This window comes from Paraburkholderia sp. MM5384-R2, assembly GCF_014201025.1.
Classification (GTDB): domain Bacteria; phylum Pseudomonadota; class Gammaproteobacteria; order Burkholderiales; family Burkholderiaceae; genus Paraburkholderia; species Paraburkholderia tuberum.
On the sequence record NZ_JACHDI010000007.1, the window covers coordinates 1 to 26,118 of the forward strand.

The 26,118-nt window shown below is 60.0% G+C and carries 16 protein-coding genes and 3 pseudogenes; 15 read left to right on the top strand and 4 right to left on the bottom strand.

The window, feature by feature from the left end:
• The first annotated feature begins 828 nt into the window (after positions 1 to 828).
• The 4 genes and pseudogenes from HDG37_RS13650 to HDG37_RS13665 all read left to right on the top strand — a co-directional run bounded on the left by HDG37_RS13650 (position 829) and on the right by HDG37_RS13665 (position 5,763).
• Entirely contained in the window at positions 829 to 2,010 is a 1,182-nt protein-coding gene (locus HDG37_RS13650) for a porin (RefSeq protein WP_184048152.1), read from the top strand.
• A 235-nt stretch (positions 2,011 to 2,245) separates the two neighbouring features.
• Positions 2,246 to 3,874 (top strand): MmgE/PrpD family protein, encoded by a 1,629-nt coding sequence (locus HDG37_RS13655; protein ID WP_184048155.1) that lies wholly within the window; start codon positions 2,246 to 2,248, stop codon positions 3,872 to 3,874.
• 471 nt (positions 3,875 to 4,345) lie between these two features.
• Positions 4,346 to 4,515, top strand: a pseudogene (locus HDG37_RS13660) (aldehyde dehydrogenase family protein); the annotation flags it as partial.
• A 61-nt stretch (positions 4,516 to 4,576) separates the two neighbouring features.
• Positions 4,577 to 5,763: pseudogene (locus HDG37_RS13665) on the top strand (acetyl-CoA C-acyltransferase family protein).
• An 877-nt stretch (positions 5,764 to 6,640) separates the two neighbouring features.
• On the opposite strand, the gene HDG37_RS13670 reads toward HDG37_RS13665, so the two are convergent.
• Together HDG37_RS13670 and HDG37_RS13675 are read right to left on the bottom strand one after the other, a co-directional pair.
• Positions 6,641 to 7,099: a hypothetical protein gene (locus tag HDG37_RS13670; RefSeq protein WP_260334807.1), complete on the bottom strand. Its 459-nt coding sequence runs from the start codon at positions 7,097 to 7,099 to the stop codon at positions 6,641 to 6,643.
• Between the two features lie 238 nt (positions 7,100 to 7,337).
• Entirely contained in the window at positions 7,338 to 10,190 is a 2,853-nt protein-coding gene (locus tag HDG37_RS13675; protein WP_184048158.1) for an AAA family ATPase, read from the bottom strand.
• A gap of 217 nt (positions 10,191 to 10,407) precedes the next feature.
• Between HDG37_RS13675 and HDG37_RS13680 the strand changes: the two genes are divergently transcribed.
• Positions 10,408 to 10,890: a conjugal transfer protein TraD gene (locus tag HDG37_RS13680; protein ID WP_184048165.1), complete on the top strand. Its 483-nt coding sequence runs from the start codon at positions 10,408 to 10,410 to the stop codon at positions 10,888 to 10,890.
• A 259-nt stretch (positions 10,891 to 11,149) separates the two neighbouring features.
• Here HDG37_RS13680 and HDG37_RS13685 read toward each other — a convergent pair whose 3' ends face one another.
• Positions 11,150 to 13,132: a ParB/RepB/Spo0J family partition protein gene (locus HDG37_RS13685; protein ID WP_311541296.1), complete on the bottom strand. Its 1,983-nt coding sequence runs from the start codon at positions 13,130 to 13,132 to the stop codon at positions 11,150 to 11,152.
• Positions 13,133 to 13,351: 219 nt separating this feature from the next.
• Here HDG37_RS13685 and HDG37_RS13690 point away from each other — a divergent pair, with 219 nt between their 5' ends.
• The 7 genes from HDG37_RS13690 to HDG37_RS13720 all read left to right on the top strand — a co-directional run bounded on the left by HDG37_RS13690 (position 13,352) and on the right by HDG37_RS13720 (position 17,432).
• Positions 13,352 to 13,765 (top strand): antirestriction protein, encoded by a 414-nt coding sequence (locus tag HDG37_RS13690; RefSeq protein WP_184048168.1) that lies wholly within the window; start codon positions 13,352 to 13,354, stop codon positions 13,763 to 13,765.
• 52 nt (positions 13,766 to 13,817) lie between these two features.
• Positions 13,818 to 14,651 (top strand): DUF932 domain-containing protein, encoded by an 834-nt coding sequence (locus tag HDG37_RS13695; protein WP_184048171.1) that lies wholly within the window; start codon positions 13,818 to 13,820, stop codon positions 14,649 to 14,651.
• A gap of 65 nt (positions 14,652 to 14,716) precedes the next feature.
• Entirely contained in the window at positions 14,717 to 15,043 is a 327-nt protein-coding gene (locus HDG37_RS13700; protein WP_184048174.1) for a hypothetical protein, read from the top strand.
• Between the two features lie 20 nt (positions 15,044 to 15,063).
• Positions 15,064 to 15,321 carry a hypothetical protein gene (locus tag HDG37_RS13705; protein ID WP_184048177.1) on the top strand — a complete coding sequence of 86 codons (258 nt, stop codon included), beginning with the start codon at positions 15,064 to 15,066 and terminating at the stop codon, positions 15,319 to 15,321.
• A gap of 54 nt (positions 15,322 to 15,375) precedes the next feature.
• Positions 15,376 to 15,738, top strand: coding sequence for a single-stranded DNA-binding protein (locus HDG37_RS13710; RefSeq protein WP_184048180.1), 363 nt, complete (start codon positions 15,376 to 15,378; stop codon positions 15,736 to 15,738).
• Positions 15,739 to 16,433: 695 nt separating this feature from the next.
• Positions 16,434 to 17,144: a hypothetical protein gene (locus HDG37_RS13715; RefSeq protein ID WP_184048182.1), complete on the top strand. Its 711-nt coding sequence runs from the start codon at positions 16,434 to 16,436 to the stop codon at positions 17,142 to 17,144.
• A 27-nt stretch (positions 17,145 to 17,171) separates the two neighbouring features.
• Positions 17,172 to 17,432, top strand: coding sequence for an XRE family transcriptional regulator (locus HDG37_RS13720; protein WP_184048184.1), 261 nt, complete (start codon positions 17,172 to 17,174; stop codon positions 17,430 to 17,432).
• A gap of 281 nt (positions 17,433 to 17,713) precedes the next feature.
• Here HDG37_RS13720 and HDG37_RS39225 read toward each other — a convergent pair.
• Positions 17,714 to 18,040, bottom strand: a pseudogene (locus HDG37_RS39225) (DNA methyltransferase); the annotation flags it as partial.
• A gap of 619 nt (positions 18,041 to 18,659) precedes the next feature.
• On the opposite strand from HDG37_RS39225, the gene istA reads away from it, so the two are divergent.
• The 3 genes from istA (at position 18,660) to HDG37_RS13735 (ending at position 26,052) form a co-directional block, all read left to right on the top strand.
• Positions 18,660 to 20,159, top strand: a complete 1,500-nt coding sequence (istA, locus tag HDG37_RS13725) for an IS21 family transposase (RefSeq protein ID WP_184048187.1) — start codon at positions 18,660 to 18,662, stop codon at positions 20,157 to 20,159.
• Positions 20,156 to 20,977 (top strand): IS21-like element helper ATPase IstB, encoded by an 822-nt coding sequence (gene istB, locus HDG37_RS13730; protein ID WP_184048190.1) that lies wholly within the window; start codon positions 20,156 to 20,158, stop codon positions 20,975 to 20,977. The genes istA and istB overlap by 4 nt, the downstream gene beginning before the upstream one ends.
• 713 nt (positions 20,978 to 21,690) lie before the next feature.
• Positions 21,691 to 26,052, top strand: coding sequence for a CHAT domain-containing tetratricopeptide repeat protein (locus tag HDG37_RS13735; RefSeq protein ID WP_184048193.1), 4,362 nt, complete (start codon positions 21,691 to 21,693; stop codon positions 26,050 to 26,052).
• Positions 26,053 to 26,118 lie beyond the last annotated feature (66 nt).

Genomic DNA, 26,118 nt, shown 5'->3' on the forward strand with positions numbered 1-26,118 from the left:
TGAAAATCCATACCGTGTGCCCGTACCACGGATGCCAACGATACAGAACTTCCCTTGACTCGCTGATATGGGCGTTGTGTTGCCGGCTTGTACAACCAGAGACGACCTCATTCGAGTCTGGATGACCGCACGCCGGATGAGGCATACTTCGCGACGCTGCCTGCGATCAAATTGGCAGCATGACCGCCTAGGACGTTCCACTTAAAAATCTCAGAAGACTGTCCGAACGAGTGAGGCCACCTCTCTACTCGCCGGGACGGTGTGCATGAAAGTCGGATGTGCCGCCGTGGCAAACTGTTTTTTTCCTCTTGTTTGCTGCAGGTCGTCGTTGCCAGCGTTGGGGCGTGACTGTTCGAGTTCCGATAAGTCCGTGACTTCGCATCTTTCGGTGCGTTCGGAGTACGGAACGTCTAGAAGCAATTTGTTGCTCCATCGTTGTGTCCACTGTCAAATGGCTGGACAAAATACATAGATGGAGACACTCATGTACTGCACTGACTTCCGACGATTACCTGGTTAGCCAAAGCACTTACAGGCCAGTCAGCATCCAATGAATACCTAGTGCCGACATCGCGGACTTCAACGCCTTCGTCCACTATGCCAGCGCACTTCCCGGCGAGAGGCGGTCGACCTGCCATCTGATTTTCTTGGAATTTCGATAGTCGCCGACAGATGGAGTGGCGCGGGGACAGTTATGGTCCTTGGTCCGATGGGCGCGAATGGACAGGAAAAAGCGTAGCAGAGGGGCACGCGCTTTCTTTCTCGTCTCTTTTCATTAGCAGCATGTTGCAATCAACACACCAATATATAAATTAACGGAGATTGTAAATGAAGAAGTCTATCGCACTATGGATGTTGCTCGGGACGGCCAGCGGTCTCGCGTACGGACAGGGCAGTGTGACGCTTTACGGCATTATCGATGAGGGATTCAACTACAACAGCAATGCCGACGGGCATCGGCTCTACAACTTATCGAGTGGTGTGCTGCAAGGAAGCCGTTGGGGCCTGCGCGGAAAGGAGGATCTGGGTGGAGGACTGGCCACAGTCTTTGTCCTCGAGAGCGGATTCGATGTTAATACCGGCAAACTCGGTCAGGGCGGACTGCTGTTCGGTCGGCAGGCATATGTCGGACTATCCAGTCCTTATGGCACTGCAACGGCAGGTCGACAATACGACTCCGTCGTAGACTATCTTGGTCAGTTCGAAGTCGGCGATCAATGGGGAGGTTACATCGCCGCCCATCCTTCCGACAATGACAACTTCAATAACACCAACCGCACCAACAACGCGATCAAATACACGAGTCCTTCTCTCGCAGGTTTCACCTTTGGAGGTGTGTATGCGCTGGGCGGAGTCGCCGGCAGCGTGGGACGCAATCAGATCTGGTCGCTCGGCGCGAGGTACACGAACGGGCCACTCGCTGCGGGCGTCGGCTACCTCAACGTACGCAATCCCAACACGTCTTTCTATGGTGGCGGTGGAACTGTCGCTCCGGTGACCGGTGGCGTGCCAGGCTCGAATTTCGGCGCCTCGCCGGTGATTTCGGGCTATGCGTCCGCGCGGTCGCTACAAGTGATCGGCACCGGCGCGGCCTACACGTTCGGAGCCGCGACGTTCGGAGCGACGTACTCGAACACTCAATTCCGGAACCTCGGCGACAGGACCTCGGGTCCTGTTCCCGCTGGTGGCATCGCCGGTACCGCGACCTTCAACAACGTCGAAGTCAACTTTAAGTATCAAATCACGCCAGCCTGGCTTGCCGGTGCGGCTTACGTCTATACCAAGAACAACGGTGCGGGCGGTTCCAGCGGCGCCAAATATAACCAGGGCTCCGTCGGCACCGACTACTTCCTCTCCAAACGCACCGACGTCTACCTCGTTGTCACTTATCAAAAGGCAAGCGGGACCGATTCCACGGGAAAGGAGGCAGTCGCCTCGATCAATCAGTTGACAGCTTCGACATCGAATCATCAGACTGCCGTACGTATCGCTATTCGCCATAAGTTCTGACAGATGGATGCGGAATACAAGAGGGCGTGCCCCCTGCTGCAGATGGGTAGGCGGCCTGCGGCACAGGCCTTATCGATGTCGGCTGTCGAAGCGTCCGTATAAAAGAATTCGTGGCTGATCGGCCTTCCGGAAAGCGAACGTGCTTCCTGCCGATCAACACGGAGCGGTGGTGCCGTCGAGCCAGTCATGGCGTAATCAACACCGCAACACCGGCCCCAAAAACGTAGGAGCGTGCATGTCGGATCAAGCGGATCAAAGAATGCGGGGAGGGGATGCGTCGGCAGAAGTGAAGCTGAGCCGTCGCCAAGCGGTCAAGGACATCGGTAAGATCATGGCGGCTGCTGCGATACCGCTTGCTGTCGGCACCGACTCGATCGCGCAGATAGTCGGACAGACCACGTCTGCGGCCGTACCATCGTCGCCGGTAAGCGAGACGAGTGCGGCCGAGTTGCCAGTGAGCGAGGTAATGACGCGCTTCAGCGCCTACATTAGTCAGGCGCGCGTGCACCCGCTCCCGCCAGACGTGGCGGAGAAAGCTAAGTGGGCGCTGCTCGACGGCTTCGCGGCGATGGTGTCGGGCGCGCAACTGCCCGGCGGCCGCGCGGCAATCCGTTTCGCACGCGAGAACGGCGGCAAGCCGACCTCGACGGTGATCGGTAGTCAGGCCGCTTGCGATCCGGTCACCGCAGCGTTGGCGAATGGCACGATTGGCCACTCAGACGAAACAGACGACGTGCTCGTCGGCCCGTGGCATCCTGGCTGCAACGTAATTCCGGCTGCACTCGCGCTTGGCGAGAAATTCGGGATCTCGGGCACGCACTTCCTCCGAGCGATCGCGCTCGGCTATGATGTCGGCTCGCGCGTGATGAAGGCGACCGGCGTGAAGATGGACTTCCGCGCGCCCACTAACAGCATGGGCGGCACGTGGGGCGCGGCGGCGGCCGCTATCTGCGCGGCAGGCCTTAACGAGGAGCAGACACGCTGGGCGCTCGCGTACACCGCCCAGCAATGTTCGGGCATCGACGATTTCCGTCGCGATCCCCGGCACATCGAGAAGGGCTTCATGAACGGGGGGATGGGCGCACGCAGCGGCGTGACATCGGCGTTGCTCGTGTTGTCAGGGTTCGACGGCGTGAACGACATAATGTCCGGCGACGTGAGCTTCTTCACCGCCTATCGCGAAACGGCGAACCCCTTGCTGCTCGTCGACAAACTCGGCGAGGATTATTATCTTACGCGCGCGATCTACAAGCACTGGCCGACAGGCCTGCCCATCAGTGCGCCATTGGACGCACTGCGTGAATTGCTCAGGCGAGGTCAAATCGACTCGAAACACATCCGCGAAATCGTTGTGTCTTATTGGTCGCCTGGATCGATTACGGACAACAGCGGACCTCCGGACGTTAATATGCAACATGCGGTTGCATTGATGCTTGCCGACGGGCGGTTGACGTTCAAGTCGATTCACGACTATACACGTCTGAAAGATCCGGAGGTGATGCGGCTACGTTCGATTATCCGGATCGCGAGTCGGGCCGGGGATGTGGAGTCGATTATTGGCTCGTCCGGGAAACAGCATTCGACGGCGCCAGCGATTCAAATCACGATGGACGACGGTACACAACTCGTGCAAGCGGCGGCGACGCCGGGGCCCGGAACTCCGGATATGCCTTACACGCGTCAGTGGATGGTCGGGAAGGCGAGGAGTCTGATCATGCCGGTCTTCGGGCGGCCGCAGACGGATAAGCTGATCGAGACGATTCTTGAACTGGAAAGCCAGCGGGATATTCGAGTCCTCGGGCCATTGCTCACGGCGAATGCCGATCTGCCGCCAAAGTTGTCGGATTGGCCTATGGAGCAGTAGGGTTGGGCGGTGGGAGCCGCCGCTTTGCTTACGCAAAACTGTGGCAGGTTTAATTCGCTCGGTTGTTCGACTAAGGCGGCCCTTTTCACCAGTCAGCGCCATGTCGCGGTTAGTCGCTCACTCTCGTGCGTTGGTCTGGATGACGTAACTCAGCGCAACGCCGCGGTCGAATTCAGATCGGCGTTCATCGACATGGACTAACTGAGCGGACTAGGAAGTGAACGAGCGAGAGCAATCTGAATGGTTCCGTGTCGCGGTCGCCGGGGTCGCGTCGAGCGTGCGCTGCGCCAATAGACAGGGGTAACGATGCTCGAAACCTTCGGACCAGCGCCACTAAATCAGTCGATGAAGATGGTCGCCTTGCGTTACGTGAGGAGTACATGCCCTGCTATTGCGGTCGACTTTCAAAGACAGTCTTAATTTCACAGACCGCCGAAAATGCATTCGGCCATCCGGCGTTGTGAGCCAATCCGGGTAATGGAGGCACTTGAATGCGGCGTCATCGGAATAAATGAAAGCCTGGTGTTCAATGAAGTCGCCCCCTTCGACGGAATCAAGGAATCGGGTATAGGGAGGGATCGCATTCAGGAGTGGAAGAATACCTAGAGCCGAAATACGTCTGTTTCGGAAACCTCGGATAGATGTTCATGGCATTTGGCCACGGAGCAATTTTCGTCATTTAATTGTCAAGGAGAGTAATCGTTGAACAATCGTGATGTAGTGGTACTGGGCGCAGCCCGGTCGGCCATTGGAACGTTCGGCGGGTCCCTCTCGGACATTGAGCCGCCGGAACTGGCCGGCATCGTGATGAAGGAGGCGGTCATGCGCTCCGGCGTTGACCCGACAGCGATCAATTGTGTAACAGTGGGCACCACAATTCCCACGGATAGCTGCTTCGCCTACGTGGCGCGTGTGGCGGCCATCCAAGCCGGGCTGCCTATGGATTCGGTGGCGATGTCGGTGAATCGCCTTTGCTCGTCCGGCCTTCAGGGCATCGTCACGACTGCACAGAACATTTTGCTCGGCGACTGCGACTATGGTATCGGCGGCGGGGTCGAGGTGATGAGCCGCGGCGGCTCTATCTATCCACCACGACGCGCAGCGGCGCACGCATGGGTGACACGACGCTGATCGATACCATGGTCGCCACCTTGACCGACCCGTTCGGTGTCGGCCACATGGGAATCACGGCCGAGAATCTGGTCGCAAAATGGGGCATCACGCGTGAGCAGCAGGATGCACTGGCCGTGGAATCGCATCGTCGAGCAGCGCAGGCGATCGCCGAAGGGCGCTTCAGGTCGCAGATTGTTCCGATCGTCAAGCAGACGAGAAAGTGCGAGGTGATATTCGACACCGACGAACACGTGAAGCCAAACACGACAATGGAGACGCTGGCCAAGATGAAGCCGGCGTTCAAGAAGGACGGCTCGGTGACCGCCGGCAACGCTTCAGGCATCAACGACGGCGCGGCCTTCTTCGTGCTGGCCGACGCAGCAGTGGCAGCAGCGGCCGGCCACAAGCCGATCGCGCGACTGGTCTCCTACGCGGTGGCCGGTGTGCCCAACGAAATCATGGGTGAGGGCCCGATTCCCGCGACGAAACTAGCGCTCAAGAAGGGTGGCCTTACGCTTGACCAAATGAACGTGATCGAAAGCAACGAGGCGTTCGCGGCGCAAGCCATCGCTGTGGCGCGCGCGCTTGAGTTCGACATGGAAAAGACCAACCCGAACGGCGGTGCGATCGCGCTCGGTCATCCGATCGGCTGCTCGGGCGCTTTTCTCGCTATCAAGGCGATCTACGAATTGCAGCGCATCGGCGGCCGCTACGCACTTGTTACGATGTGCATCGGTGGCGGTCAAGGGATTGCAGTGGTATTCGAGCGCCTCTGAGGCTCAAGCCCAGGTCAAACGTCGGTAAAGCAAGCGATGACGCAATGTTTTGACTCGACGCTATGCGATCCGTCTATGCCTGATCTGAGCCGGCGCCGGCACTTGGGAGGCAGAGCGTCGGATCAGATGCCGATCTTCATGCTTACTGGAATCGTTGGTTCACTTAATTTTGTTCCTGCGCGTGGCCATTCGAATTGCGGCTCGCAGTCCAGAGGACGGGAACAATTTTATGCAAACCGACGGGGATCGTCGGTGCAAGTAATTTTTGTTACTACTGGACCGCCGCAAATTAGCGGCTGCCACGACCATCGAGAACAAAATTGCTTGCAAAAAGTTCAAGCAAAATTGTTCCTTCGGCCGACAGTGCAAGCAATTTTGTATCCTTTTCAACACGTTTGTTGCTGCTTCGACGTGAGCTGCTCGCTGCGGCCCAGTGCTTCGAACTGCTGGCCTTTCCTGACGATGAGCCTGCGGCAACACCGCGGCGATCATGACCCGCCCGGCATAGCCGCGCTCATGATCTATCTGCGTTGTCCTGCAGCGTGGAGTGTACGGGCTGCTCACCGAGCCGCTGACCGACGAGCATGAGGGTTCGAAATAAAATTACTTGCAAAACAGGAACAAATTTACTTGAACCGTGAGGCGTTCAAGTGAAATCGCCGGACTGCAAGCAATTTGACATAAAAAGAATTAGCAATTTTTCTAAGTACTCCTACATATATCACCGATGCTCGAGTGTTCAACGACGTTAGCGCTCCGCCTTGCGCGCATCTGAACGTGGTGGGCGTGGCTTCGCGCTGCTAGAGATCACCGCTCACACCCAGGAATGTCGTAGCTTAAACTCACACACCTACAAGTCAGTGCAGCGGCGTGAGTGTTACTCCTCGACGACGATAGGCGAACTTTCGGTTCCTGCGAGAAAATCCCTGAGTTGCTCTTCGGCGTGACGTACCGCATGCAGTGGTGCGCGGGCAAGTTGCGCGTCATACAGCGCTATCAGTTCTTCAAAGTCGCCGATGACGTCCGGCATCAGACGCCACTCGCCCGTCTCATGCGCGTGCACCAGCGTCACCTCCACAGCACACTCGGCGACCTTGAAGTGCTCGGCGGGATGCCTTCCGTAGCCCGCGCGTTGCAGAAAATAAGCAAGATAGACGGCGCGCATCAGTTCGTTGATCAGGTGACTATTGGCCTGGCACTCACGACAAGCGACCAGCGCCAGATGCAGTCTCAGGGACTGTTCGCTAGCGGACGCACGATCCATCGGTAATAACAGCGCCTTTGTCAGCGGCCGGCGTGGCTGGCTGGCCCGGGACCGGTTTCGTTTGACGGACATCTATTGGGAACGGAGGTGTGAAAAGGTAGTCCGATTATAGCGAAGCTTTTTGGCGGTTCACTTCGGTGGTCACGCCACCGGCTTATGCGTCCAGGTATTGGAATCGGAGTGTATCCGCAAAAAGTTGTAAAAAAACCGTGCTCCAGGACGTCAACAGGTAGGCAGCAGTTCAATTAATCCGGATTTCCCGCAAATCATCCCGCGCTTCAGTTTTACTTCGTAACTCCAATAATCGAAGTCATTCACCGATTTCCGGGCCGCCTCGACCGCGCGATTCTGACCTTTCACGCAATGAACTGCTTGGCTCGACCATCTGACCCGCCGCCTCGCGGAGCTGCGCTTTGAACTCATTGCGCCGGTCCTGCCGCTCCTCGGGTGTCATGTCGGCAAAACGTCGGGATGCTCCGCTTCCGGGCGTCGGTTGCGAGAGCCCGGCGGCCTCATCATTGACTCCTGAGTGCTGTGCCCGCGCAGCTCTCACCTCGTTGACGAGCGCTGCTGCCCGCGCGGCGCCGCTGAGCTCAACGAGTGCGCGCCACGCGCGATCATCCCGTTCCACCACGTGGCGAATCTCGCGACGCATCGCGGAATCGGCCCTGTCCAGTTCCGCGCCCGCCCGCTTCAGCGCCGCGCGATCTTTCGCCGGTACCGGCCTGCCCGCCCGGGTTGCGGCCGCCGCCGCAGAGAGGGCGTCGGCATACTGCCCGACCGTACGATTGAGGGTCTTGTCCGGGCGTTGTGGCCGCGGTGCGTTCGAGAACTCGACGCGTCGCTGATTCAGCGTGTGCCGGTAGCCCAGCTCCGGCTGGCGGTCACGCTCCGGTCGTAGCTCATGCTGTGCGCTGAACGATTTATCGTCGGCACGCGCAAGACTACGCATCAGCGCGTCGCCATCCACGAACGCGTCCCGCCCGGCCGCCACAACCAGCTTTTCCCTGTGCCGCGTCATCGCGACGTAGGCCAGCTCGGCGTGCATGCCCTTCGTGGCCAGCACGTACGCGCGATCGACCGTCACCCCCTGGCTCTTGTGGACTGTGAGCGCGTAGCCGTAGTCGAAATGACCGTACTGCGCCGTATCGACCGCGAGTTGCCGGCCATCATCGAGCCGCACATGCAGGACGGCGCCGGCCGCTTTCGTGTCAGTTGCTGTGTCAGCTGTCGTGCCAGCCGCGGCGTCGATCCGTTCGACGGTCGCCAGTGTGCCGTTTTTCACCAGCATCACGTACTCGTTCTGCAGGAACATGATCCGTTCACCGGCGGCGATCGCAATATGCCGCTCACCGGTCCGCACGGTCCGTTCGTCACCGAGCTCGCCGGCGATCCGCTGCAATTCGCGCACGCGTGCATTTAACGCACAACGCTCGTCGTTGGTGTGTGTGACCAGTAGCTGGGACAGGCCGGGGGCTCTCCGGCGATCGTCCTGCCATTGCGCAATCAGCTGCTCGCGCGCGTCGGCGACGGTTGGATACAGCTGCACGCCACCGTGCTCCGCATACGCGGACACCGCCGATTGCACGTCGTGCCGGGCTAGCGCGGAGGTTGCCTCGCGCTGCCAGGCCTCCTTCTGTCGCATGATCCCGGTCAGACTTTCGAGCTGGCCGGCGGCCGCCGCTTCGCGCGACACCGCCCGAAACGCGTCGCCTGCGTCAACCGCATGCAGTTGCCACGCATCGCCCACCAGGCGCACCCGTGCACCGGCCGCCTGTGCGTGGCCCAGCAGCTTTTCCATCTGCCGAGAGCCGACCATGCCCGCTTCGTCGATCACCAGAACGGTTTTCGGATCGAGCGTGAGCGCGCCGCGTTCGATGCCCGACAGCAGGCTGTGCAGCGTCCGGCTTGCGATGCCGGCATCGCGCTGCATGTCGTCGGCCGTTTTGCCCTGCAGCGCCGCGCCCATCACGCGCAATCCATCCGCCTCGAGCGCCTCGCGCGCTGCGGCAAGCACATAGCTCTTGCCGGTCCCGGCCGCCCCATTCACCACCACGAGCTGGGCACGCCCGGCGAGCGCCACAAAAGCCGCGTCCTGTCCTGGATTGAACTTCCGGGCTGTGCGTACGGTTTCGCGCACCGCGGCGTCGCCCGCAATCCCGTCACTGATACGACTCATCGTGCGCGCGCGTTCGACCAGCCGCACCTCGATCGCGCGTAGCTCCGCCGACGTGAACCATTCGCCGTGACGACCGGAATCGCTGAGCGCGAGCAGTTCCTTCGAATTCATCAGGCGGGCATAAACCTGCCGGAACTGTTCCGCCCCGTCGGTGTTGCGGAACACGAACTGCTCGACATCGCGCCGTGAGAAGGTGGATTGATGGATCGTCAGCGCGGCGACGCCGATCGCCGGATTGATCAGCAGTCGCTGACCGTTGCGGAAAGCGCGCTGGCGATTCTCTTCCAGCACACTGGCCATCACGCCACGCTCGCCCGCATAGCGCGCCACGCCCACCTTGACGGACGGTTCCAGCTCAATCCCCAGCGTCCGGTAACTGCGGTGGTCAATGCGGGCCTCGATGCCCGCCTGAGCCATGAAGTGATTGGCGGTGACCGCCCACTCTTCGCGCACGTCGCGAACAAACTGCCGGCTGCTCAGATAGCGATCCTTGCCGGCACCGCCCTTTTCCGGTTCCGCCGCGTTCCAGCGCCTGAAATAGTGCGCCGGATCGCGCGCGATGCCGTCGTTCACCCGCTCCGTGAACATGATGTGCGCGTGCGGCTGTTCCAGCCCGTCGCTGGCGGCCGGATTGTGGATCGCCCAGGTGTACGCGTGCCGCTCGCCGAGCGTGTGTTCGACGAATTCCCGCACCAGCGCGACGCGCTGTTCGTCGTCCAGTTCGCGCGGAATCGATACCTCGATTTCGGTGTACGGGCGGCCATTGACCCGTTCATGGGTGTCCGCGGCCTGCCAGAAGAGGCTCGCGTCATGCGCGGCCCATGCCGGCAGGTTGCCGCTCTCGGTCATCTTCAGGTCGCCACGCTCCTCGAACTTCCCGCCGCGGGAAATGTAGGCGTAGTGATCCTCCCGCGCAATGTACTTCGCGTGCTCGCCTGCGGCGGCTTTCCTGCCTGCTTTCACGCTCAGATGGTACGTTGGCATGGGCGGTGTGCTTTCGTCTTACCATAAGCTGTTTCCATGCTAGCATGGAAACGCGGAAGCGCGCCTTGACCCGCCCTGCTCACCAGGTCCTGCGGCGTCCCCTTCCCTACTGGCCGCTTTTGCATTTTTCATGATCCGGAATGGTGTCACAAGCAGGGCCGATGCCCGGCCTGTGCTGCCGCTCGATGCAACGTCAATCTGCTTCAGGAGAAAGATGATGGCAAAGAACGAATGGCTCACGGAACACATTCAGTACATCCAGGGTTTGAAGTCCCCTACGGCCACGCAGACCCTGCTGGTCGAACTCGCGACGATCCCGGCGCCCACCGCGCAGGAGTCCCGCCAGCTGGACAAGCTGGTCCGGCTTGAAAAGATCAACCAGAAGGCAGACTCGATGAAAGCGGAAGCCGCCCGCATGTTGAGTGAGCGACGCGAAAACCAGCGCAGGGCCCACACGCGCGAACTGATCGAACTCGGCGGCATCGTCCCGATGGTCGATTTTCCGGTGGATCGCGGCACGCTGACCGGCGCGTTGCTGTGGGCGCTCGATCAGTTCAGGACGGACGGTGACTTGCAGCGCACGCTGAAGAAGCGGGGCGACGCATTCATCGCCGAGCGGGAAAATGACAAGAAACCGGAGACACAAGCCAGCGCCGGGGTAGCGGCTGAAGCGGCTACGGCGGAGAAGGCGCCCGCGTAACGGGTCGTATCGAACCGGATCGCCCCTGTGCTTTGCTCCGGGTCGGCGTTGTCAACGATCTGCGGCGCGGCGAGGTACCTGCCGACTCGCGCTCCTCGTCGGAATGCGACGGCGCGCGCAACATGCGGGAGCGGATTGGACGCGTGAAAACGGGCTTGCCGGACGACGGAGCTTCAGATCCGCACTACGAAAAACGGGCCGCGCGACTGGCGGCCCGGCAGGTGTCGCCCGGACCACCTGGCCCGGGCTTTGTGTGACGTTAGCGTGTTTTTCCGCGCTTCGTTTCGCTCATTGCACGGTTCCTCAGCACTTCCGGCAACCAGCCGCTTTCTGCCATCCGGAGCTCGGCAGCCGCAGCGGCATCGCCCTTCTTCATGCCTTGCAGTTCTGCCGCTGATTCCAACGAAACGGCTTCGCTCACCACGTCGATGATCCGTGCTTTGGAGACGTGATTCAGGTAGCTTTGCTGCGTTGGCTTCCAGTAGAACGCCATATCAATCTGCATCACGTCGGCGAGCGCGCTGATCGGGTGGGCACTATCAGTCGCGCTGATACCGTCGAGCGTCGCGGCCACGCAAAATGCGAACAGGCTCGCCATGACGTCGGTTTCCTGATTGAGCAGCCAGGGCAACAGGTCGTCCACTTTATTCGGCAGCAGTTTCACCCATTTCGCGCAGTCGGCTTCGATCTGTTCAAAGGCCACACTCGATTCCATGTCGTCGGCCTCGCGCACCAGCGCATCGCGCGATGCGTGCGCGTCGATCTTCACGGCGCTCCCGGCATAAGCGAAGTGATAACGCTCGTCGAACACGGTGGGAATTACCCGGTTCATTAGCGCGGCCAGTGCTACGACAGGGCGGCGGGAAAGTTCAGCCTGCACCGCAGCGGTCCGGTGCGCCGTCAGACGGCGGCACAGCTTTTCGCTGTGCACTGGCTTTTCTTTGGCCTGCGGTACGGTGGCCGTCATGTCTCCCTCGCCATCGTTCGCGCCCTCCTTCGGATACACACGTGCCACATCCTCGCGCTTGACCAGTCCGCGCTCGATGTTGAGCTCCCCCTCCTGGTCTATCGTAATGAACACCCCGCCCAGTTTCATGTCGTCGTCCGCCCAGGTCTCAAGCCGCTCCCCGAACGCGTCGACCTGGTCGCTCAGCGCATACGCTTGCTGTTCCAGTTGCTCGCGTCGTTCGTCATCCTCGACCACTTCCCCATCCTCGCAACCGTTCAGCTTTGCGTCGGCCTCGTCGCGTTTCACGATGAGCGCATCAAGCTCGGCCTGCTCGTCAGCCGTCAGTTCGCGCGAAAATGAGGGCAAGCGGCCATACGCCATGACTTCGCCATAGTCGCGCTTCGTTCGCGTTTCGACCCAACCCCATCCTTCCGCTGCGACTTCCTGCGACGCGGCGACCAGCCGTTCGGCGGCCAGCCGGTGCAGCAGGTCCGGGTCGGCAATATACCCGGCATTCTCCGCATCACTGAAAAGGTCCCGCCTTATGTAACCGCCTGCGGCCGCATAAGCGTCCAGCCCGACAAATCGGGCGAGGTGGCTGCGGCTCGCGTCAATCTCGGTGCCGGTGATCGCAGCACGCAATTCCCGCGGTTCGCGTTGCCATGCCTCGCTCGCCTCCAACCACACGCGCTCCTGCAAATCGTGATCGTCGGCCAGCGCCAGCGCTGTCACCTGCTCGATATTCATTTCGTCGTTGCGGAACAGGTCAAGCAGCTTTGGTGAGACGTTCGCCAGTTTCAGACGCCGACGTACCATCAGATGTGAAATCCTGAAAAGCGCGGCGATGTATTCGACGCTCCGGCCTTCCTCAGCCAGCATCCGGAACGCCTCGCACTGGTCCGCCGGATGCATGGTTTCATGCTGGTTTTCCAGCAGTGACGCGGCAACGGCTTCGGCCTCGCTGACTACCTTCACCGGCACCGGATGGTCTGATGCAATCTTGCCCTGCGCGAATAGCAGGTCGAGCGCAGCCAGACGACGCTGACCGGCGCATACGCCAAGTTTCGGTTTCTTCGCGCGCGAGCCCTTTATGGCGTGCACGACCAGGTTCTGCATCAGGCCTTTGGCTTCAATCGTGATCGCCAGTTCTTCAATTCCAGTCGGGGCTTTCCTGCGGACGTTTGACGGCGACCTGCAAAGCAGCCCGTAAGGCACATACTCGATTCTCGTTTCATTGCCGAAATTCGTTTCGAGTCCAGTTTCGGTAATTCTGTTTTCAACAGACACAGTCACGGTTTATCTCCGGTTTCGGACCACAACGGAATGTTGGGCCACGTGTATATATTAGGTCTAAAAGACCTGTATACCAAGAATAACTCAATCAATAATATCAATTACCCATAAATATCAGTTAACAATATCAATCTGAATATTCCTTGTATTACGGTCTATAAGACCTATTATTAAGACGTGGCCCGACATTCCGTTGTGGTCCGAAACCGGAGATAAACCGTGATTGATAACGAATTCAAGGTGTCGTCGAACGTCGTTCCGGAAGAACTGCGCCTTAACTTCCTCCCTCACTACCTGGGGGCGCACTACCTGCAGGGTGAGGCAATGGTGTACGACTGGGCGCGCCGTCTCTGCCACGCCTACAACGGCGGATCATGGAACTTCTTCCAGCTGTCCAACGGGGGCTTTTACATGGCCCCTGAACGGTGCGGGCAAATGCACGTCCGGTGGCACATGAACGGCTACAACGACATGATGGGAGCCGACGCCTTCGGCATCGTCGTCACGCTGTTTGCCTTGTGCCACCTGCTGGAGAAGTGCGGCGATGACCGGATCGCCGACCACTACCACGCGCTACGCGCCTACGCGGCGCATCACGTGGAAGCCGCCAACATCCTCCGCGCGATCGACTAACCGACCCGCCCCGGCCTGCGGGCTGGGGCTGATCCCGACATTGGGGAACAGCATGGACACCACTTACCTGGCAAACCGCTTCAGCCGCAACGCAGTTGGCACACGTTCGGATCGCCCGCTGACGAATGACGAGATTGCAGAGGTTGCCCCGTCGATCTTCGCGCTATCCGCGCACGAAAGCCGCTCCGAACGGTACACCTACATTCCAACCAGCGATGTACTGGACGGCCTGCGCAAGGAAGGTTTTCAGCCCTTCATGGCCTGCCAGACCCGAGTGCGCACTGACGACAAGCGTGCCCACACCAAACACATGGTCCGCCTGCGCCACGCCGACCAGATTACTGGCCGTGAAGCCAACGAAATCATCCTTCTGAACAGCCACGACGGCACCAGCAGCTACCAGATGATCGGCGGCATGTTCCGGTTTGTCTGCCAGAACGGCATGGTCTGCGGAGACACCGTTGGCGATATCCGCGTGCCCCACAAGGGCGATGTGATCGGCGAGGTGATCGAGGGGGCATTCATGGTGCTCGACGGCTTCGAGTCGGCGACCCGGCAGCGCGAAGGGATGGCCGGTCTGGCGCTGACCGACGGCGAACAGACCGCTTTCGCGCGGGCCGCGCTTGCGCTGCGGTACGACGACGACAAGCCAGCGCCCATCACTGAACGACAACTCCTGACACCGCATCGCATGGAGGATCGCTCTCCGGACCTGTGGACGACGTTCAATCGCGTGCAGGAAAACATGATCAATGGCGGCTTGCGTGGTCGCAATGCGAATGGCCGGACCACCACGACCCGCGCCGTGACCGGCATTGACCAGAACATCCGACTCAATCGCGCCCTCTGGGTCCTTGCTGACGAACTGCGCCGCCTGCGCGGCTAACGGGTACGCCCCGACCCGCCGGTCGGGGCCTGCTCTCACGACATCAAATACGATAGGGACATCAAATGGATACCGTTCATATCCGGCCAACATGGCTGACCGCCCTCTTCCCCCTGCTGGCTGTCTGGCAGTATGGCGACCGGTCGGTGGTGCGCGCCGAACTGCTGCGCATGGCGCTGTCGGCCGACGCCGCCGCAAGGTCAGCCGAAGCGCTCAACCGCATTGCGAACATGCTTGACCGCGATGGTCACGCGATCGAGATGCACCGCGACGAACTCCGTGCAATCGCCCGGACCGCCCTGTCCGAGTTCGACCGGGTGCCACCGCGCGCCCCGCTACCGACCTCCGCCGACGCGGACCTCTACCACGCCTTTTGCGTCCAGTCCTGCTGACATCTTCCGGAGATCACACCATGCATGAAGCAACCGACACAATTGTTCACGGCGTAGACGGCGCGCTCGCGCTGCGCCGGGGTATCGCCGAACTCGCCCGCATCGACGTGTTCGATGAGGATGGCGACATTTTGCTGTTCAGCGCCCCTGCCGACTGGTTGCCCGGACAGATCAATGTCGCCGTCCAGGCCTACCAGCGCGGCGTCAGCCACGGTGAGTTGCATGGCGAGCGCAAGGCGCGCTACGCGATCCGGCGGGCGCTAGGCATTCACCAGTAGCACAGCATGTTCCGCATGCCCCCATCCCCGCATAGACAGATAGGAGTACGTATCATGAACCAGCTTTTCTTTACCGGCCGTGTTGCTGCAACCCCGGTCCTCTCGAATCACAGTGATTCAAAGGTGGCAAAATTCACTCTGATTTCCAACGAGTATGCCGGTCGCGACGAAAGCAGCGGCGAAGCGAAAGAGCGTCAGGTGCGAATCCAGTTTACTGCGTTCGGTTCACGCGGTGAGGTCATCGCCAGAAACGTCCTGAAGGGCGATCAGCTGATCGTTGAAGCGAAGCTGTCGAACAATGACTACCTGGACGGCCAGGGTGTCGAGCGCTACGGCTACAACTTCACAGTCGATAACTTCGAATTCGGCGCACCTGGCGAACTCAGGCGGGCGCAACTCGCGCGGCGTCAGGAATAGTCCATGTCGGGCCCCGGTTCATGCCGGGGCCATTGACCGGAACAGGCGATGAGGCGGCAACCGTGGGCGGCGGCGATATTTGGTGCGGCCTCGCATCTGCCTGAAAATGGCATGAATGGCATCCGCGTCCCAGCCGTCCGATATGGATACCCCCCTCCTGCCAAACTTTGGGCCCGGCTAACCGCAGGCGTCTCGCGCGCGCCGGCGCGCCCGAATCGAGGCGCATGGGGACCCGCGCCAGCAGGCGTGGGGAGAGCGCCGGCGCGGCGCAATAGCGCCGGGACGATCCGGTACGGCACAAGCAGACCGTGGCCGGGGTCGTCAAGCAGCCGCAGGCTGCGTGTTTCCCCCGCGGCGAAGCCGTGGGGGCTGGATCCAGGACCGGTACGGCCTGAGCTGTCGTACGATCCGGTGCGGGAACTGAATCAACGGGAGCAGATAATTGGAAGGAAGAACGCTTTACGCCGGCGCCAAAGGACTGGAGGAGCTTTTTAAGGCACACAGGGTTGTGGCCTGGCGCAAACGGCAGCAACGCACTGGCGTTGACTACAGCGGCGTATATTTCTGCGGTATGGTTTCAGGGCTTGCACTGCCCGAAGCCCTGGATGCGACGTTGTCGTTCGGCGTCGCCTCTTCTATCACCGAACACGGATGTAAGGTCGAAGCCCCCCACTCCGGACAAGCAAGGTAACACCATGAGCATCCCGCCCCGCCCGAAAACACACCGGATTACCAGCGACGTGCCCGAGCACCTCATCGAGGCGTTCCAGCACACCATCACGGAGTTTTTTGCGAACGCGCACGGCGGCCAGACCCCGGCGCAGCGTGCCGCGGAGATTCGCGCCGGCGATCGTGACCGTGGCCTCGATTCGCTCCTGCAGCTCGTCGACGTGGCCGAAGGCGACACAGTACAGGCAGAGACCGTCGCAGAATTGCTCGCAGGCCTGTACAACGGGACGGACTACCGTTTCGATCTCACAGCGTTGCGGGCACTGGACGACGATATTTTCGAGCACTGCCTGGCCGTACTGCGGCTCGATCATCGTCCGGACGTTGAGGTACATGAATATTTCCCCGACGGACAGCAGCGGTGGCAGCAGATAATCGCACGCTGGAATCTTGACAAACGCCCTGCGCCAGAGCCGCCGCCGGTTCGCGGCGAACGCCATCAGGCGCGCTATGTGACGCATTCTGAAGCGCCCGGCTATCGCGACATCACGCTGGTTGTCGCGATCGACGGGGACCCGGCCCGCGAGTTGCCGATCGAGCTACACTTTTCGGCTGCTGACTCCGGGAGCATGGCTCGCGATCTGCTCGATCTGCATCGCCATGCGTGGACACCTCGTGAGCACCGTGTCGCCCCGCTCGACGCGAAAGAAGGCGAGCGGCGGCCTCAGTGGCTTTAAAATTCGATCGCGAGCAAAGGAGCGAACATGACAATAGAGGTTCAGATAAAAATTCGCCCGGAATGCCTGCAACCGGCCGTCAGCTGGATGGAGCCTACCGGGGCGGAGATACAGGAAGTGATTCGCCTGGCGGGATTCTCTGGCAGGCAGGCCGCCGATTTCCTTGGGCTCGCAGATAAGAGCGGCCGCCAGCTTAGACGCTGGATAAGCGGGGACGCAGGCATTCCCTATTCGGCATGGGCGCTGCTCTGCGCCGCGGCCGGGTTAGGCCAGATATGGGAGGGCTGAAGTTGAGCCTGCCCGCCGTTACGCCCAGCATCACGCCGGAATGCTTGTGGACCGATACTGCCAGGCCATCCGACGAAGACGATACTCACGTAGCGCCTGACGGCACGCGCGTTGCTCAGAACATCGTCTTCGACGCCGGATAGCCAGCAGCGGGAAGACGCTGGCAGGCAGTGGCATCCGGGATCCGCGCCGGGTTCCAGTGCATGATGAGAAATCCGTGAATGGCGCCCGTGACGCAACGTCGCTGGCGCGGAACGTGATTCAGCACTTACATCGCACTTGTTCAGGCGGGCTTGCGCAGCGGCATACCACGTCGCGTCCAGCTCAACGCCAATGTATCGGCGATCCAGCTGCTGCGCGGCCAAGCATGTCGAGCCGGAATCCGCGAAAGGGTCGTTTGACGAACCGCGCTCTGGATGCGTACGGCTTGGCGAACACGATGTGCCCCACAATCCGGAAGCCGGCGCGCTTCCATGCGTCAAAAAACAGATCGGCCCGGGTCCATCCATAGAAGCTCGCGCACACGTTTCAGCAAAAACGGGTGCAAGCCAGTCCGCATGAACATCGTTCGCGATCGAGCGCCCGCTACGATCGTGATAATTGACGAGAATGCGTCGCCGCAACCTGCAGCCAAAGGTCGCGACGCAGACTTGATTCTCGCGCATCCCTCGCATCCCCCTCGAAAGACTTGACGGACGGACTCAGGGCGTGAAGCTGCTTTCGAGCCAGCGCCAATTCAACGGCGCTTTCCGAGGTGCAACGACCATTCGCCGGGGCCCGTCGAAAGACGAGTCGTCGGCCTTTGCTGCCATTCGAACGGCGGCGCCGGTCAGGCGGCTACGGGTCGCTTTCCTGACATTCGCAGGTCGGCGGCGGCGAATGACCGGTCTCACGGAAGCTGAACTCGTGCTTTTGTCTTAACGAGAACCGTCTCATGCGATTGGCACGACTTGCCCGCGTCTTGCACTGCTGCGAACGACAGCACGCGCCCGATTCTGAAAAACTCGATGGCTTGCGGTTCGGCCTAGTTTTCACCTCTTACGCCGAAATTCTTCGGGCTAGCGTGGACGGCGACAATGAACTTGTCCGGTGTAGCGGCAATCATCTTGGCCGGTAGTGAGGAGTCGGAGGCGGCGTAGCCGCCGGAGACGACGAGCTACCGGCGGCGCTGGTTCGGCGGAGGCTAGGATGGGCTGACTGAAGCTAAAAGAAGAAGCGGTCAGCCCCATGTCTGGAACCCGCATTACCGACCAACAGGTCCGCCTCTACATGAGCAATCGCAAACATCACTCCCAGAAGCTCGCTGCCGCGAAGTCCGGTATGAGCGAGCGCACGGCGCGACGCGTCGAACACCACGCCGGCCTTCCATCACAGCAACCCCGACGCTACTGGCGCTCGCGCCCTGATCCGTTCGCCGATGTATGGGAGAACGAAGTCGTCCCGTTGCTGCGCAGCGTGCCCAGGCTCAAGGTAATCACCCTGCTGCGGAAATTGCAGGAGGACCATCCGGAGCGGTTTCCCGACAGCATGCGCCGCACGCTGGAGCGACATGTTAGCCAGTGGCGCGCGCTCGAAGGCCCCAGCAAGGAAGTGTTCTTCCCGCAAACGTATCAGCCCGGCGTACGAGGTCTGTCGGACTTCACTCACATGGAGACGCTCGGCGTGACGATCGGCGGCGTCGCCTTTGCCCATCTGCTGTATCACTTCGTGCTGGCGTTCTCCCGCTGGGAGTATGCCAGCGTGGTCGATGGCGGAGAGAGCTTCCAAGCGCTCGCGACAGGATTGCAGAACGCATTGTGGCAGGCAGGCGGCTGCCCGCGCGAACACCGCTCCGATAGCCTGTCGGCGGCATTCAGGAACCGCCAGGAAGAGGAAGACTTCACGGTCCGGTATGCGGCGTTGCTCGACCATTATGGAATGGAAGGCACACGTAACAACCGGGGCCTGGGTCATGAGAACGGCAGCGTCGAATCCTCGCATCGGTATCTGAAGGACCAGATCGATCAGGCCTTGGAGTTGCGCGGTCATCGCGACTTCGCCGACCGGGCGGCCTACGACGAATTCGTTCGCGGGGTTGTGATGCGGCGAAACCGGCGTAATGCCGCGGCGTTCCAGGTCGAGCGCGAATACCTGCTGGATCTGCCTGAGCACCGCACCACCGACTTTGCTGAGGAAGAGGCGCGCGTGACCCGCTGCGGCACCTTCACCGTGCGCGGCGTCCTATACAGCGCGCCGTCGCGGCTGATCAGCCACCGCCTGAAGGTTCGGCTCTACAGCGACCGGCTCGATTGCTATCTGTCCGGCGCGCTTGTGCACAGCACCGCGAGAGCGACGAGCACAAGCAAGGGCCGTGGCCGGGCCATCGATTACCGGCACTTCATCGACTCGCTCAAACGCAAACCGCAGGCCTTCCGGGGGCTCGCATTCCGCGATGAACTGTTTCCACGCGAGGCTTACCGCCGGGCCTGGGAGCGACTGGATCGGGACATGACGCCGCGCAACGCCTGCAAGACCATGGTGGGCCTGCTTGAACTCGCCGGGAACCACGGCGTGGAAGCCAAACTGGCCCATCGACTCGATGCATTGCTCGAACTCGGTGAACTGCCCGATCTGGAGAAGCTGTTCGCCGAATTCGCGCCACGTCAGGCTGAGTGTCCGGAGGTTGTGGTCGAAATGCCAGATGCCTCGCTCTACGACACGTTGCTCGATGAGGAGGTGCTGGCATGAACGCATCCGCTTACGACGCCGGCAGCATGGGACTGATGCTCAACGAGTTGCGCCTGCCAACGATCGGCCGACTGTGGTTGGACTTCGCGCAACGCTCGGACAAGGAAGGCTGGCAAGCCTCGCAGTTGCTCGGCGTGCTGCTCGAACATGAACTGGCTGAACGGGCAAAGCGCAGGCTGGAACGTCACCGGTCCGAATCACAACTGGACCCGACCAAGACGCTGGCGACCTTCGACTTCGGCGTTGTCCCAATGGTTTCGAAGGCCCACGTCATGGCGCTGGCCACCGGCGATGCGTGGCTTGAGAAAGGCGCCACGATTCTCCTGTTTGGGCCACCTGGTGGCGGCAAAAGTCATCTTGGGAGTGCGATCGGACATGCGCTGATCGACGCCGGATACCGGGTCCTGTGCACGCGGACCAGCGAACTGGTGCAGAAGCTTCAGGCAGCCCGCAAGGCTCTGCAATTACCTTCGGCACTCGCCAAACTAGATCGCTTCGATCTGATTATCCTGGACGATCTGTCCTACGTGAGAAAGGATCAGGCCGAAACCAGCGTGCTGTTCGAGTTGATCGCCGAAAGATACGAAAGAAAAAGTCTTCTCATAACGGCCAATCAACCGTTCTCGGGCTGGAATAACGTCTTCCCCGACCCCGGCATGACGGTGGCCGCCATCGACCGGCTCGTCCATCATTCGACGATCTTCGAGCTGAATGTCGAAAGCTATCGACGCCGCAAAGCCAGCGACAAACAGAACGCGCGTCGGCGACAATCACCCAACGACAACGATGAAGGAGCAGCGACAACCATGACCACCTAACCCTTGGCAATCACCTCGGCCGACCGGACAAGATGATTGTCGGTAAACCGGACTTCCTGCTTGACGCTGTCCAGGCTAGCGGTCCTTTCTCCTCTCCTGCCGCTATGCGCTCCCAAATGACCTTGACCTGTTCATTGGTCAGCGATGGAGAATTATCGAACCATTCCATTACGTGGTGCGCGGGATTCGGGTCCTCCACCGCAAGGTGCTGCAGTCGCGCGAGGATTCTGAATTAGCGCTTGCGTAGGCGCAGGTTACGCAATTGGCGACGCACCGCCGAATTCTGCTCGCCGCCGAATTCCGCGCACCGTGGCAACCCATGTTCCGAGTCCACACACTATATTTAAGGTAGTACTTGAACAGCATTTCCCGACTAACTGGAGAATAAGCGCGCCGAGTGGCTGGTCAATGACACTTTCCAGGTTGGGAACCGTCCGTGCAGCGCGCGGCATGGCCGCCGGAGTCACCCGGCGGCGGGATTTGAGCGCGGTTGGCGGCACTATACAGGTCTTCGGCGTCGCGCCCGCCGTCCCGTCGCCTATCACTAAATAGTGTGTCGGGTGCTTGCCACCCCGCCACGGCATTGCGATCTCGCGGGTCCCGTTCGTCTTTTCGTGGAGAAGGCCCCGCCCGGAATTGCAGATGCTCCGCCCGTGCCGCTCCGTCAGCCATCGGGAGATGGTGCGGGCTCAATGAAGAGCGAGGTTTGACCTATGCCGGATTTATCAGAGTGGTTGGCCGCGGTGTTTGCACGATTGACAGTGGAACAGCAACAAACGCTTCGCGCTATCCTGGAGCGTGCGCCCGACGCGGAATCATTTGGCCGCGAGATTGAGAACGACCCGGCACTTCTTTCGGCCGCGCTTGAAACACCTCTTTTTCCCCGTGAAGATCACTTGCCCTGTGACTTACCGGGTGTCCTCCAGGAGCTCGCACGACCCGCGAATAACTTGGGCGAAGTTCCTCGACGTATCGAGCTGTCTCATCTAGCGTTGACCAACGTTAATCGCAACTCGAACGCCTTCTTATGGGGATTCCTGCATTACAGCTTGGGTTCTAGCTTGATGATAAATCCAATGGGTTCACGCGAGGATAATATCGAGCAAGCTGTCTCTCACTTCAAAGAGGCGCTTGAGGTATGGGAGCGAAAGGCGCATCCGGAAGATTGGGCGATGGCTCAGCAGAATTTAGCAGCAGCATTCGGTATGCGCCTTAGTGGCGTGCGCGGTGATAATCTCGAACTATCGATTGCACACTACGAACAGTCGCTCGAGGTGCATACGCGCCAGTCGCATCCGGAACAGTGGGCTATGATCCATGCCAATTTGGGGATTGCCTACCATGGTCGTCTTCGCGGTGATCGAGCCAATAACATCGAGCAATCGATCTCCCATTACAAGCAGTCGCTTGAGATACGGACCCGACAGTCGCATCCGGAACAGTGGTCGAAATCCCAGCAAGGATTGGCAGCCGCTTATTTGGAGCGTCTCCGAGGCGATCGCGAGGACAATCTCGATATGGGCATTGCATGCTGCGAGCAAGTGCTCGAAACGTTTACGAGGGAAATTGATCCAGAACAGTGGGCGTCGATTCAGCACAACTTGGCAGGTGCTTATCTCGTGCGTTCCCGAGGGCAGCGATCTGAGAACCTTGAGAGGACGATCGCTCATTACGAACAGGCGCTCAAGGTATGGACGCGCGATTCGACCCCTGAACAGTGGGCAATGACTCAGAATAACCTGGCCGAGGCGTACATGGACCGCTTTTGCGGGAATCGCGCCGAAAACCTCGAACTGGCGATTTCCCACGCCAAGAACGCGCTCGAAATACTGACTCAGGAGAAATTTCCGAAATACTGGGCGCAAGCTCACAGGCGCCTTGGCGACGCCTATTCCGATTGTCTCATCGGTGATTGTGCCGAGAACATCGATCTGGCGATTACCCACTACGAACAGGCGCTTGAGGTATGGACGCCCCACGAATACGAAGACTGGCGGATGACGAAGCACAACTTGGGGAATGCGTATTTTGCCCGCCTAAGCGGAGACCGTGCGGAGAATATTGAACGTGCGGTCGCCATTTTCGAGCAACTGCTCGAAGTGTGCACACTGGAGACCGATCCTCAAACGTGGATGGGAACCCAAAGCAATCTTGCCGCCGCATATTGCAAACGCGAGAACGGCAAACGGGCGGAGAACATCGAACACGCGATCACCATTTGCGAGGGCGTTCTCAAGGTATGCGTCAGGCAGAACGATCCGGAAGCTTGGGCGAGTGCGCAGAACAACTTGGGTACTGCGTATCACGATCGGATGCACGGAGAGCGGGCTCAAAATATCGAGCGGTCGATTGCCCATTTCGAACAGGCACTTGAGGTACGAACCCGGCAGTCCTATCCCGAGAAATGGGCGGGAATTCAATTTAACTTGGGCATCGCGTACCACGACCGACTACGCGGCGACGGCGCGGAGAACCTTGAGCGGGCGATCGCTCATTGCAAGCGGGCGCTTGAGGTATACACCCGACAGGCTTATCCGGAACGGTGGGCGTCCACTCAGAACAATTATGCTAACGCGTATCTGGATCGCATCCGCGGCGAGCGAGCTGAGAACATCGAGCACGCGATGGTCCGAGCGGAGCAGGCGGCCGAGGTGAATACGCTGGAGAATTATCCGGAAGTCCGCGCAAGGAACCAGCAAATTCTGGCGAGCGCGTATCGTATGCGCCTCGTGGGCGACCTGGCGGACAACCTCGAGCGAGCAATTTTCCATTCCAACAACGCGCTTGAAATATTTACCAGACGGACGAATCCGGAATACTGGGCGGCGACTCATGCCAACTTGTCCGCAGCATATCGAGGTCGCATTCGAGGTGACCGGGCTGAGAACGTTGAGCTGGCAATCCAACATTGCAAACAGGCGCTTGAGGTACATACACGGCAGGCTTATCCAACACACTGGGCGCATACCCAGAGCCGGTTGGGGGACGCTTATCTTTCTCGTGATATCGGTGATCGTGCCGAGAACCTCGATCTGGCCATCGCTCACTACGAGCACGCGCTAGAAGTGCAAACTCGACAAACGGAGCCAAAGTCTTGGGCAACGAACCGCATGAGCTTGGGCTCAGCATACAGCGATCGCATCCGCGGCGAGAAGTCTGAAAACCTTGAACGGGCGATCACCCACTTTGAACATGCGCTTGAAGTGCTGACCCGGCAGACCGAGCCGCAAGCTTGGGCGCAGGCACAGAATAACCTAGCGGCCATATATTTGCAGGGCGTTTACGCGGAGCGGTCGAAAAACTTCGAACGAGCAATCGAGCTCTACATGCAAGGTCTTGAAGTGGCAACGCTTAAGAGCTTTCCAGCGATTTTCCAAAAAATTAAGCAGAACTTGGGTAACCTGTATTTTGGCGAAGGAAAGTGGGACGAAGCGCTTTCAGCGTATCAAGATGCGATTCGTGCGGAGAAGGTGTTGTTAGCAGGCGCATATACCGAGGCCGGACGTCAGACGGAGACGGCTGCGACCGCAGACCTCTATGCCAGCGCAACCTATGTCCTTCTGAAACTCGGCAGGGCGGGTGAGGCGTTGGCACAGTTGGAGCAGGGCAAAACCCGCTTGTTATCTCAAGCGCTAGCACTCGACGAACTCGATTCCACCCTGATACTTGCCGAGCAGCAGAATAATCTCAGCAATTTTCGCCAGACGATAAGGGAGCTTGAAAGCGAGATGCGCTTGCCGGAAGACACGCCGTCCCGTCGGGACGATCGTGTGCTTGCCCAAGCGCTCAGGGAAATCAGGGCCCGTCTGACTGAGTTGATCGATAGCATTCGTCAAGCACATCCAGATTTCATGCCCGAGGGGCTGGGGCTTGCTGAGATCCTGGCCGTCATACCAAACGCTGCGGTACTGGTGGCCCCGGTTGTCACCTCACAAGGCAGCGCGGTCTTCGTCGTGCCAGCATGTCTTCAGTCGGTGACCCTGGACCATGTGCTTTGGCTGGAGGAATTCACGAAAGCGGATCTTTATGCTTTGCTAAGCGGGCCTGCCGAGGACCGGAGATGGGCTGGCTGGTTGGGGGGGTATTTCAACGCGCACATGGATGCGAAAGCTTGGTCCGACACCATCGAGAGCGCCGGACAGGTATTGTGGGCTCGATTGATGGGACCGATCGTTCAGCGGCTTGCCGCCCTTGGCGTCCAACAGGTCTTACTGATACCCCAGGGAGGCTTGGGCTTGTTCCCACTGCATGCCAGCTGGTGCGAGTTGGACGGCGTGCGGCGTTACTTTGTTGACGACTACAGCGTCACTTATGTGGCCAGTGCACATATGAGGCAAGTGAGCGAGGATCGCCTGCGTGATGTACGAAGACAGGTGAGGACCCTGTTTGCTGTTGTTAATCCCACCAAGGATCTGGCGTTCACGCCGGCCGAAGGGCAGCAGGTGGCCAACCTTTTCGGAGAAGGGAACTCAACTGTTTTGTTGGGCGAGCAGGCCACGCCTCAGGCGGTAAGGGACGTGCATGCGAGCTATCTACACTTCGCCTGCCACGGCTTCTACCACTGGGATGACCCGATGCAATCCGGCCTGATCCTCGCCGCAGGAGAGCCGCTCACCTTGGCACAGATCATTGGGCACCTCAACCTGGATGCCACGCGCCTCGTCACGCTCTCGGCGTGCGAGACCGGTATCACGGACATTCGCAAGGCGCCGGACGAGTACCTCGGCCTGCCGGCTGGTTTCCTCCAGGTGGGCACGCCAGCCGTCGTCAGCACCCTGTGGGCTGTGAACGACCTTTCCACCGCGCTGCTGATGGAACGCTTCTATCAACTTCATCTGGACGGCGAGGACATTCCAACTGCGCTGCAACAAGCGCAAATCTGGCTGCGCGATGTTACCGCCGGCGAACTGGAGCAACGCTTCACCCACGAGGAAGAGAAAGCATTGCTCGGAGAAACGTGCATGGACATCGAGACGGCCTCCGCCTTTTTTGCCCGCTTCGCCAGCCACAATGCCGCGTATCGGCCATTCGCCTCCCCCTACTATTGGGCTGCATTCACCTTCAGTGGGGCATAGCGGTAACATGAACCATCGCGCTCAATTGTGAGAGAGGATAAGGCGTTACCGATGCGGAATTTCGTT

Bases quoted from the DNA above. Each gene is read 5' to 3' on its own strand.
- HDG37_RS13710 (WP_184048180.1), top strand. From the start codon at position 15,376: ATGAACCAGCTTTTCTTTACCGGCCGTGTTGCTGCAACCCCGGTCCTC.
- istA (WP_184048187.1), top strand. From the start codon at position 18,660: ATGTCTGGAACCCGCATTACCGACCAACAGGTCCGCCTCTACATGAGC.
- HDG37_RS13715 (WP_184048182.1), top strand. From the start codon at position 16,434: ATGAGCATCCCGCCCCGCCCGAAAACACACCGGATTACCAGCGACGTG.
- HDG37_RS13675 (WP_184048158.1), bottom strand. From the start codon at position 10,190: ATGCCAACGTACCATCTGAGCGTGAAAGCAGGCAGGAAAGCCGCCGCA.
- HDG37_RS13655 (WP_184048155.1), top strand. From the start codon at position 2,246: ATGTCGGATCAAGCGGATCAAAGAATGCGGGGAGGGGATGCGTCGGCA.
- HDG37_RS13695 (WP_184048171.1), top strand. From the start codon at position 13,818: ATGGACACCACTTACCTGGCAAACCGCTTCAGCCGCAACGCAGTTGGC.
- HDG37_RS13735 (WP_184048193.1), top strand. From the start codon at position 21,691: ATGCCGGATTTATCAGAGTGGTTGGCCGCGGTGTTTGCACGATTGACA.
- istB (WP_184048190.1), top strand. From the start codon at position 20,156: ATGAACGCATCCGCTTACGACGCCGGCAGCATGGGACTGATGCTCAAC.
- HDG37_RS13670 (WP_260334807.1), bottom strand. From the start codon at position 7,099: ATGTCCGTCAAACGAAACCGGTCCCGGGCCAGCCAGCCACGCCGGCCG.
- HDG37_RS13705 (WP_184048177.1), top strand. From the start codon at position 15,064: ATGCATGAAGCAACCGACACAATTGTTCACGGCGTAGACGGCGCGCTC.
- HDG37_RS13700 (WP_184048174.1), top strand. From the start codon at position 14,717: ATGGATACCGTTCATATCCGGCCAACATGGCTGACCGCCCTCTTCCCC.
- HDG37_RS13650 (WP_184048152.1), top strand. From the start codon at position 829: ATGAAGAAGTCTATCGCACTATGGATGTTGCTCGGGACGGCCAGCGGT.
- HDG37_RS13680 (WP_184048165.1), top strand. From the start codon at position 10,408: ATGGCAAAGAACGAATGGCTCACGGAACACATTCAGTACATCCAGGGT.
- HDG37_RS13720 (WP_184048184.1), top strand. From the start codon at position 17,172: ATGACAATAGAGGTTCAGATAAAAATTCGCCCGGAATGCCTGCAACCG.